Source organism: Streptomyces sp. NA02950, from assembly GCF_013364155.1.
Classification (GTDB): domain Bacteria; phylum Actinomycetota; class Actinomycetes; order Streptomycetales; family Streptomycetaceae; genus Streptomyces.
Genome location: NZ_CP054916.1, coordinates 2,651,266 through 2,660,000, shown reverse-complemented (window position 1 = coordinate 2,660,000; position 8,735 = coordinate 2,651,266). Strand labels below are relative to the sequence as shown.

Annotated in this window: 3 protein-coding genes, 1 tRNA gene and 2 rRNA genes (1 of these 6 running past the window's edge); 5 read left to right on the top strand and 1 reads right to left on the bottom strand. The window is 65.4% G+C overall.

Translation table 11 applies throughout. From position 1 onward, the window contains the following. From HUT19_RS11095 to ltrA, 5 genes are all read left to right on the top strand, one after another. Nucleotides 1-2,764: ribosomal RNA gene (locus tag HUT19_RS11095) — 23S ribosomal RNA — on the top strand; it begins 360 nt to the left of the window's first position. Between the two features lie 71 nt (nt 2,765-2,835). Continuing rightward, a 5S ribosomal RNA gene (gene rrf / locus HUT19_RS11090) occupies nt 2,836-2,952 on the top strand. 105 nt (nt 2,953-3,057) lie between these two features. Beyond that, nucleotides 3,058-3,756: a DegT/DnrJ/EryC1/StrS family aminotransferase gene (locus HUT19_RS11085; protein WP_254885530.1), complete on the top strand. Its 699-nt coding sequence runs from the start codon at nt 3,058-3,060 to the stop codon at nt 3,754-3,756. 62 nt (nt 3,757-3,818) lie between these two features. Continuing rightward, nucleotides 3,819-3,894: transfer RNA gene (locus HUT19_RS11080), tRNA-Thr, on the top strand. Between the two features lie 634 nt (nt 3,895-4,528). Further along, nucleotides 4,529-5,779 carry a group II intron reverse transcriptase/maturase gene (gene ltrA, locus HUT19_RS11075; RefSeq protein WP_217712253.1) on the top strand — a complete coding sequence of 417 codons (1,251 nt, stop codon included), beginning with the start codon at nt 4,529-4,531 and terminating at the stop codon, nt 5,777-5,779. Between the two features lie 173 nt (nt 5,780-5,952). On the opposite strand, the gene HUT19_RS11070 is transcribed toward ltrA, so the two are convergent. Further along, entirely contained in the window at nt 5,953-8,619 is a 2,667-nt protein-coding gene (locus tag HUT19_RS11070; protein ID WP_254885529.1) for a SpoIIE family protein phosphatase, read from the bottom strand. Between the last annotated feature and the right edge of the window lie 116 nt (nt 8,620-8,735).

Below are 8,735 nucleotides of genomic sequence, written 5' to 3'. Positions count from 1 at the left end.
AGAAATTGTTGATGTAGGCGAAGGGCATGCGAAAGGCCCGGCGTAGAGGGTAAGACCCCCGTAGCTGAAATGTCAGCAACTTGCTTGAGAGCCACCCAAGTAGCACGGGGCCCGAGAAATCCCGTGTGAATCTGGCGGGACCACCCGCTAAGCCTAAATATTCCCTGGTGACCGATAGCGGATAGTACCGTGAGGGAATGGTGAAAAGTACCGCGGGAGCGGAGTGAAATAGTACCTGAAACCGTGTGCCTACAAGCCGTGGGAGCGTCGCGCAGAGACTTGTCTCTGCGTCGTGACTGCGTGCCTTTTGAAGAATGAGCCTGCGAGTTTGCGGTGTGTTGCGAGGTTAACCCGTGTGGGGAAGCCGTAGCGAAAGCGAGTCCGAAGAGGGCGGTGGAGTAGCACGCTCAAGACCCGAAGCGGAGTGATCTAGCCATGGGCAGGTTGAAGCGGAGGTAAGACTTCGTGGAGGACCGAACCCACCAGGGTTGAAAACCTGGGGGATGACCTGTGGTTAGGGGTGAAAGGCCAATCAAACTCCGTGATAGCTGGTTCTCCCCGAAATGCATTTAGGTGCAGCGTCGTGTGTTTCTTGCCGGAGGTAGAGCACTGGATAGGCGATGGGCCCTACCGGGTTACTGACCTTAGCCAAACTCCGAATGCCGGTAAGTGAGAGCGTGGCAGTGAGACTGTGGGGGATAAGCTCCATGGTCGAGAGGGAAACAGCCCAGAGCATCGACTAAGGCCCCTAAGCGTACGCTAAGTGGGAAAGGATGTGGAGTCGCAGAGACAACCAGGAGGTTGGCTTAGAAGCAGCCATCCTTGAAAGAGTGCGTAATAGCTCACTGGTCAAGTGATTCCGCGCCGACAATGTAGCGGGGCTCAAGCGTACCGCCGAAGTTGTGTCAATCCAGCATTAACCCCTAACGGGGGCTGGGTTGGGTAGGGGAGCGTCGTGTGCCGGGTGAAGCAGCCGTGTAAGCGAGTTGTGGATGGTTCACGAGTGAGAATGCAGGCATGAGTAGCGATACACACGTGGGAAACGTGTGCGCCGATTGACTAAGGGTTCCTGGGTCAAGCTGATCTGCCCAGGGTAAGTCGGGACCTAAGGCGAGGCCGACAGGCGTAGTCGATGGACAACCGGTTGATATTCCGGTACCCGCTTTGAAGCGCCCAATATCGAATCCTCTGATGCTAAGGCCGTGAAGCCGCCCCTGATCTCTTCGGAGTGAGGGGGAGTGGTGGAGCCGCCGGTCCAAGGTGGTAGTAGGTAAGTGATGGGGTGACGCAGGAAGGTAGTCCAGCCCGGGCGGTGGTTGTCCCGGGGTAAGGGTGTAGGCCGTGTGGTAGGTAAATCCGTCGCACGTTAAGGCTGAGACCTGATGCCGAGCCGATTGTGGTGAAGTGGATGATCCTATGCTGTCGAGAAAAGCCTCTAGCGAGTTTCATGGCGGCCCGTACCCTAAACCGACTCAGGTGGTCAGGTAGAGAATACCGAGGCGTTCGGGTGAACTATGGTTAAGGAACTCGGCAAAATGCCCCCGTAACTTCGGGAGAAGGGGGGCCATTGCTGGTGATCACTCTTGCAGTGTGAGCTGGTGGTGGCCGCAGAGACCAGCGAGAAGCGACTGTTTACTAAAAACACAGGTCCGTGCGAAGCCGTAAGGCGATGTATACGGACTGACGCCTGCCCGGTGCTGGAACGTTAAGGGGACCGGTTAGCTCCATTTCGGTGGGGCGAAGCTGAGAACTTAAGCGCCAGTAAACGGCGGTGGTAACTATAACCATCCTAAGGTAGCGAAATTCCTTGTCGGGTAAGTTCCGACCTGCACGAATGGCGTAACGACTTCTCGACTGTCTCAACCATAGGCCCGGTGAAATTGCATTACGAGTAAAGATGCTCGTTTCGCGCAGCAGGACGGAAAGACCCCGGGACCTTTACTACAGCTTGATATTGGTGTTCGGTTCGGCTTGTGTAGGATAGGTGGGAGACTGTGAACTCTGGACGCCAGTTCAGGGGGAGTCATTGTTGAAATACCACTCTGGTCGTGCTGGATGTCTAACCTGGGTCCGTGATCCGGATCAGGGACAGTGTCTGGTGGGTAGTTTAACTGGGGCGGTTGCCTCCTAAAGGGTAACGGAGGCGCCCAAAGGTTCCCTCAGCCTGGTTGGCAATCAGGTGTTGAGTGTAAGTGCACAAGGGAGCTTGACTGTGAGACTGACGGGTCGAGCAGGGACGAAAGTCGGGACTAGTGATCCGGCGGTGGCTTGTGGAAGCGCCGTCGCTCAACGGATAAAAGGTACCCCGGGGATAACAGGCTGATCTTCCCCAAGAGTCCATATCGACGGGATGGTTTGGCACCTCGATGTCGGCTCGTCGCATCCTGGGGCTGGAGTCGGTCCCAAGGGTTGGGCTGTTCGCCCATTAAAGCGGTACGCGAGCTGGGTTTAGAACGTCGTGAGACAGTTCGGTCCCTATCCGCTGTGCGCGTAGGAGTCTTGAGAAGGGCTGTCCCTAGTACGAGAGGACCGGGACGGACGAACCTCTGGTGTGCCAGTTGTCCTGCCAAGGGCATGGCTGGTTGGCTACGTTCGGGAGGGATAACCGCTGAAAGCATCTAAGCGGGAAGCCTGCTTCGAGATGAGGGCTCCCACCCACTTGATGGGTTAAGGCTCCCAGTAGACGACTGGGTTGATAGGCCAGATATGGAAGCCGGGTGACCGGTGGAGTTGACTGGTACTAATAGGCCGAGGGCTTGTCCTCAGTTGCTCGCGTCCACTGTGTTGGTTCTGAAGTAATGAACCGTGTCCATGTCCGGTTCAACTTTATAGTGTTTCGGTGGTCATTGCGTTAGGGAAACGCCCGGTTACATTCCGAACCCGGAAGCTAAGCCTTTCAGCGCCGATGGTACTGCAGGGGGGACCCTGTGGGAGAGTAGGACGCCGCCGAACAAATTGTGCAGAGAGTCCTATCGGGAACTTCGGTTCCGGATAGGGCTCTCTCTTGTTGTGTTGCGAGTCACGCGGTGTTCATGTTGCGTGGGCACGATGCGAGCCATGGGCACTCCTACGGATGAGCTGTGGCGTGAGTTGACCCGGCTGGGCATCCGGCCGGGCGACGAGGTGGTCGTGCCGTCCTACGGCACCCCCGAGGCGGCGGAAGCGGTGCTGCTGGCCGGCGCGAGGCCGGTCTTCGTGGACATCGACGCCGACACCTTCTGCATAGATCCCGCCGCGGTGGCCGAGGCGATCACGCCCCGGACCGCGGCTGTTGTGGCCGTACACACCTTTGGACACCCGGCCGACATGGCCGGTCTCACCGCGCTGGGCCGGCGGCACGGTGTTCAGATCGTCGGCTACGGGGCCCAGCCCGAGCCCGCCGGGGAAATTCTGCGACGGCAGGCGAACGCGGCCTATCTGGACGGAAAGCTGCGCGGGGTCATCACGCCCGCCGTGCGGCAGGGAATGGAACACACCTACCAGCAGTACGTGGTGCGGGTACCGGGCAATGGGCGTCCGGATCGCGACGCCTTCGCCCGTGCGCTGCGCTCGCGCGGTGTTGTCTGCCACGTACCGGTTCAGACTCCCGCGCACCGCACCGCGCGGTTCCGGCGCGATCTGTGGCTCGCTCAGACCGAACGGGCGGCCGACGAATGCCTGGCACTGCCCGTCGATCCGGCCATGTCGCGGCGGGAGTTGCAGCGAGTGGTCTCGGCCTGCAACGCGCTCGGGGGGCTGTTGCAGTCAGCAGCCTGAGCGACCGGGGTGGGGTGGTCGGGAGCGCACTCGAGTTCGGGTAGGATCTATCCCGTTGCCGCGCCCCAATAGCTCAGTCGGCAGAGCGTCTCCATGGTAAGGAGAAGGTCTACGGTTCGATTCCGTATTGGGGCTCCAGTACAAGGCCCCCGCCAATCGGCGGGGGCCTTCGTCGGTATGCCCGGCATGGGCGATTGCTTGGGGGTGGAAGTCCCCTGGGGGAAGAGGTGGTGCTAACCCCGAGCCGGAGGCAACGGCGTCATCGTGAGGTGGGGTCGGGAGGAAGCCCGAGGCGAGACCTGGGCACTGAGGAACACGAACCGTGTATGAGGCGTGCTGGTCGGGTGAGCCCGCCGACGAGGGTGAAGCCCGTCACTGCCAAGAAGGCCAGTGCGTAAACGCGGCAGCGGTCCAGGGACAGTGATCGTTCTTATCCGGGGAGGTCTGTCCGGGTGTCGGTTGTGCTGAGGTGCCGCCGCGCCGACGGTCCGCACTGGAAGGTGCGGGCTGACCGGGCAGAAGTCAGCAGAGGTCGTAGTACCAGCCGGGGTGGCCGTGAGTGCGGCGGGCTGGGAAGGGCCGAACATCGAGTGGAACGGGTGATGTGATGTCTGCTCGTGCCGGGCACGATGACCGCAGCAAGTCCGCGTCAGTGGTGCCGTCCGGGGAGGGACCGGTGCATTCCGGCGATGTCCTGGCGGAGCGTAGTGTCCGGTCGGCGCGTCTCACGGAAGACGTTCACCGCGAACAGGAACCCGCCTTGTGGGAGTTGATGCTCTCGAAGGAGAACCTGCTCGCGGCGCTCAACCGCGTCGAAGCGAACCGGGGGGCTCCCGGGGTGGACGGGATGACCACGGCGGAGCTTCGTCCGTGGTTGCTGGTGCACTGGCCCGTTGTCCGGGCTGAGCTCGATGCGGGCACTTACCGGCCGGCGCCGGTCCGTCAGGTGATCATCCCGAAGCCTGGCGGCGGTGAGCGGATGCTGGGGGTGCCGCGGGTGCTGGACCGCTTGATCCAGCAGGCTATCGCGCAAGTGCTCGTGCCCGTTTTCGACCCGCAGTTTTCGGGGTCGTCCTTCGGGTTCCGTCCCGGCCGGTCCGCTCATCAGGCGGTCAGGGTCGCGAGGCGGGCGATCGAGGACGGCCACCGGTGGGTCGTGGACCTTGATCTGGACCGGTTCTTCGACCGGGTTCAGCACGATGTCCTGATGGCGCGGGTCGCGCGGAAAGTCAGTGACCGCAGGGTCTTGAAGTTGATCCGCAGGTACCTGGAAGCCGGGATCATGGTGGACGGCGTGAAGATGCCGAGTGCGGAGGGAACCCCGCAGGGGTCGCCGCTTTCGCCCGTCTTGTCGAACGTCATGCTCGACGACCTGGACCGGGAGCTGTTCAGGCGCGGTCACCGGTTCGTGCGTTACGCCGACGATGTGCGCGTCTTCGTGCGGAGCGAACGGGCCGCCCACAGGGTGCTTGCCTCGGTCACGGCCGTGGTCGAGCAGCGGTTGAAACTGAAGGTCAACCGGGAGAAGTCAAGAGTTGTCCGAGCGTCCGCCGCCATGCTGCTGGGGTTCGGCTTCTACTTCACCCGGAACGGGGTCAGGATCCGGATTGACCCGAAGGCGCTGGCGCGCTGGAAGGCGAAGATCCGGGAGCTGACCTCACGCCGGTGGAGCATCGCGATGGACGAACGGATCGCGAAGATCGACCGGTTCATGACCGGGTGGATGGGCTACTTCCGGATCTCGGATGCCTCCAGGGCGTTCCGGGACCTGGACGAGTGGTTCCGCCGCAGGATGCGGCAGATCCGCTGGAAGGAATGGAAGCGTCCCAGGACGCGCCAGGCCATGCTGCGAAAGCTCGGCATCAGCGAGCGGCTCTCCCGTGAATGGGGAGGCACCAGCAAGGGCTACTGGCGGGTCGCGGGGTCTCCCGTCCTTGCGCGGGCACTGCCCAATGCCTACTGGGACGATCTTGGTCTGCGCACGCTCAAGCCGACCTGGCAACGGTTGAGATCAGCTGGATGAACCGCCGGATGCGTGGCCCGCATGTCCGGTGGTGTGAGAGGAGGGACGGGCGACCCGTCCCTCCTACTCGATTGTTCGGATCCATCACCCGTGGATCACGGGCGGGGACAGGGCATTCACCCCGTCCCCGCTGTTCCTGCTGACCCTGCTGACCCCGTTGTCCCTGTTTCCCGTTACGCGTCGTGGCGCTCAGGGACGCGCATCGCCAGGATCGCCATGTCGTCCGACGGCGGCTCCGCCGCGAAGCGCTCGACGGCGCGCAGCACCCTCGCGGCCACCGCGCCCGCGGTGAGCCCCGTGCAGTTGACGAGGACATCGGTGAGACCCTCGTCGCCGAGCATCCTGGTGCCCTCGCGCCGCTCGGTGACCCCGTCGGTGACGCACAGCAGGACATCGCCCGGGTCGAGGGTCACGGTCTGCTCGTACAGCTCCAGGTCCTCCATGACGCCGAGCAGCGGCTGCGGTTCGGCGGCCGCCTCGACGCTGCCGTCCTGGCGCAGCCGCAGGGGCAGCGGATGTCCGGCGCAGACGACCTTGAGGACCGCGCTGCCGTCGTGCTGCGGCCACAACTCCCCGTAGAGCAGGGTCAGGAAGCGGCTGCGGGCGCCCTCGTCGAGGATGGCCGCGTTGAGCCGCTCCAGCACCGCCGGACCGCCGAAGCCCTCGCGGGCGAGCAGCCGCAGCGCGTGTCGGGCCAGGCCGGTCACCGCGGCGGCCTCCGGGCCGGTGCCGCAGACATCGCCGATGGCGAAGCCGTAGGCGCCGTCGCGGATCGGGAAGAGGTCGTAGAAGTCACCGCCGACCTCGTTGCCCTCGCCCGCCGCGCGGTAGATGACCTCGACCTCGACGCCGGGGACCTCGGGCTGCTCCGGCGGCAGCAGGCTGCGCTGGAGGGACTGGCTGATGGCGGTGCGCTCCGAGTACAGCCGGGCGTTGTCCAGGGCCAGCGCGGCACGGCGGGAGAGGTCCTCGGCGAGCTCCAGGTTCTCCTGGCGGAAGTGCTCGTCGGTGGGCTTGCCGAGGGTCAGCATGCCGATCACGCGGTTGCGGGCCACCAGGGGCAGGACGACCGTCTCGCCGCCCACCGCGGAGGCCGTCGCCAGGGAGGCGCCGGGGCCGGAGGAGGGGCGGGCGGAGTCGCCGAGGCTGAGGCTGCGCAGCGAGGTCCGCAGGGCCGCGGCGTGGGCGGCGTCGTACGGGCCGGACCAGCCGCGGGCGCCGCCGGTGGGCACCTGCTCCGGCGGATCGATCTTCGTCAGCAGGGCCTTGAGGCCGTCGATGCGGTCCTCGTCCTCGTGCAGCACGTAGGAGAGCTCGGGTTCGGAGACCTGGTCGGCGACGGTGTAGACGGCGCACCAGCTGGCGAGGGTGGGGACCGTCATCTGGGCCATCAGCGCCAGCGTCTGGTCGCGGTCCAGGGTGCCCGCGAGGAGGTCGGACGCCTCGACGAGGAAGGACAGCGAGCCACGGCGCAGCCGCTCCAGCTCGGTGAGGCGGGCCCGTTCGACGGCGAGCGCGATGCGGTCGGCGGCGAACTGGAGCCGCAGCGCCTCCTCGTTGCTGTAGCGGCCGGGTGCCTCGGCGGCGACGCCGAGCGAGCCGGTGAGCCGTCCCTCGACCTTCAGCGGGACCGTGACGACCGACCGCATCCCGGTGTTGACCAGGAGCGGGACGGCGCCGGGCAGCGCCGACAGGTCCTCGTGCACGGCGGGCATCCGCGCCGAGCCGTAGCGGCCGGTGCCGGCCTCGACGGGGACCCGGGCGAAGCGCTGGCGGGCGGAGGGCAGTCCGGTCGAGGCGCGCACCTCCAGCTCGGTTTCGTCGTCGGTGGCGAGCAGCAGATAGGCGGCGTCGCCGTCGAGCATGTCGCGGGCCCGCTCGACGGTGCGCTGGAGCAGTCCGTCGAGGTCGTCGGGGGCCGGTGAGCCGATGAAGACCTCGAAGGCGTCGGAGGCCGGACCGCGCTCGGCGGATTCGCCGCTGTCGGGCGCCACCGCGCGCAGCGGGCTCTGGAGGACGGCGCGCTCGCGGTCCCGGACCAGCAGACAGACGGTGGACGGATCGCCCTGGGTGTCGCGGACGCGCAAATGGGAGGCGTAGACGGGGGAGACCCGGCCGTCGGCGCCGCGGATCCCGTACGAGCCCTCCCAGCGGGAGAGCTGGAGGGCCTCGGCGATGCCGGTGCCGGTGCCGGGGGTGTGCGGCCAGGCCGCGAGATCGGTCAGCGGTTTGCCGATGACCTGCTCCGGTGTGTAGCCGAAGAGTTCCTGGGCGTCGTCGTTCCAGTCGCTGATGAGTGCGCCGCTGTCGACCTGGACGACGGCGACCCGGACCCGGGCGTCGGCGATGGGCAGGGCGCTGGAGGGAAGTGCGGGGCCCGCGGCGCGCGTCCCGGCCGGGCGGTCGGGGAAGTCGAGCTGGAACCAGACCTGCTTGTGGGTGGCCGAGTACTCGACTCCCCAGCGTACTGCGAGGGCGGCGCAGAGTAGCAGACCGCGGCCGCCTTCGCTATCGGGGCTTCCGAAGTGGTGGCCGCCGTTGCTCTGCACCGGAAGCTCGCGCTCCGGGTAGCGGTCGGCGACCTCGACGCGTACGCCGGTGTCCGCCCGGATGCAGACCACATCGGCGGTCGTACCGGCATGGACAACCGCGTTGGTGACCAGTTCACTGGTGAGGACGACGGCGTCGTCGACGATGTCGGTGAGGCCCCATCCTTGCAGCGTGTCCCGGACGAACGTGCGGGCGGCGGCGACCGAGCGTCCGACCGGCTCGAAGGTGGCGGCTGCCCGCGCGGTGATCACAGGTCTCCTCATATGTGTCTCGGCGATCTGCTCACCCATGTCGCAGCGCCCCTCCGATGCCCTGGCCGGATGCCAGGTTACTTACCTCCAGGGCGCTCGCGAATGCCGGTCGGCACTGATTCCACCCAGAGTGTGCTGTCCGCGGTGTGCGATGC

What these genes read in the sequence shown, in the direction of transcription:
- HUT19_RS11085 (WP_254885530.1), top strand. Translation starts at nt 3,058, where the DNA reads ATGGGCACTCCTACGGATGAGCTGTGGCGTGAGTTGACCCGGCTGGGC.
- ltrA (WP_217712253.1), top strand. Translation starts at nt 4,529, where the DNA reads ATGCTCTCGAAGGAGAACCTGCTCGCGGCGCTCAACCGCGTCGAAGCG.
- HUT19_RS11070 (WP_254885529.1), bottom strand. Translation starts at nt 8,619, where the DNA reads ATGGGTGAGCAGATCGCCGAGACACATATGAGGAGACCTGTGATCACC.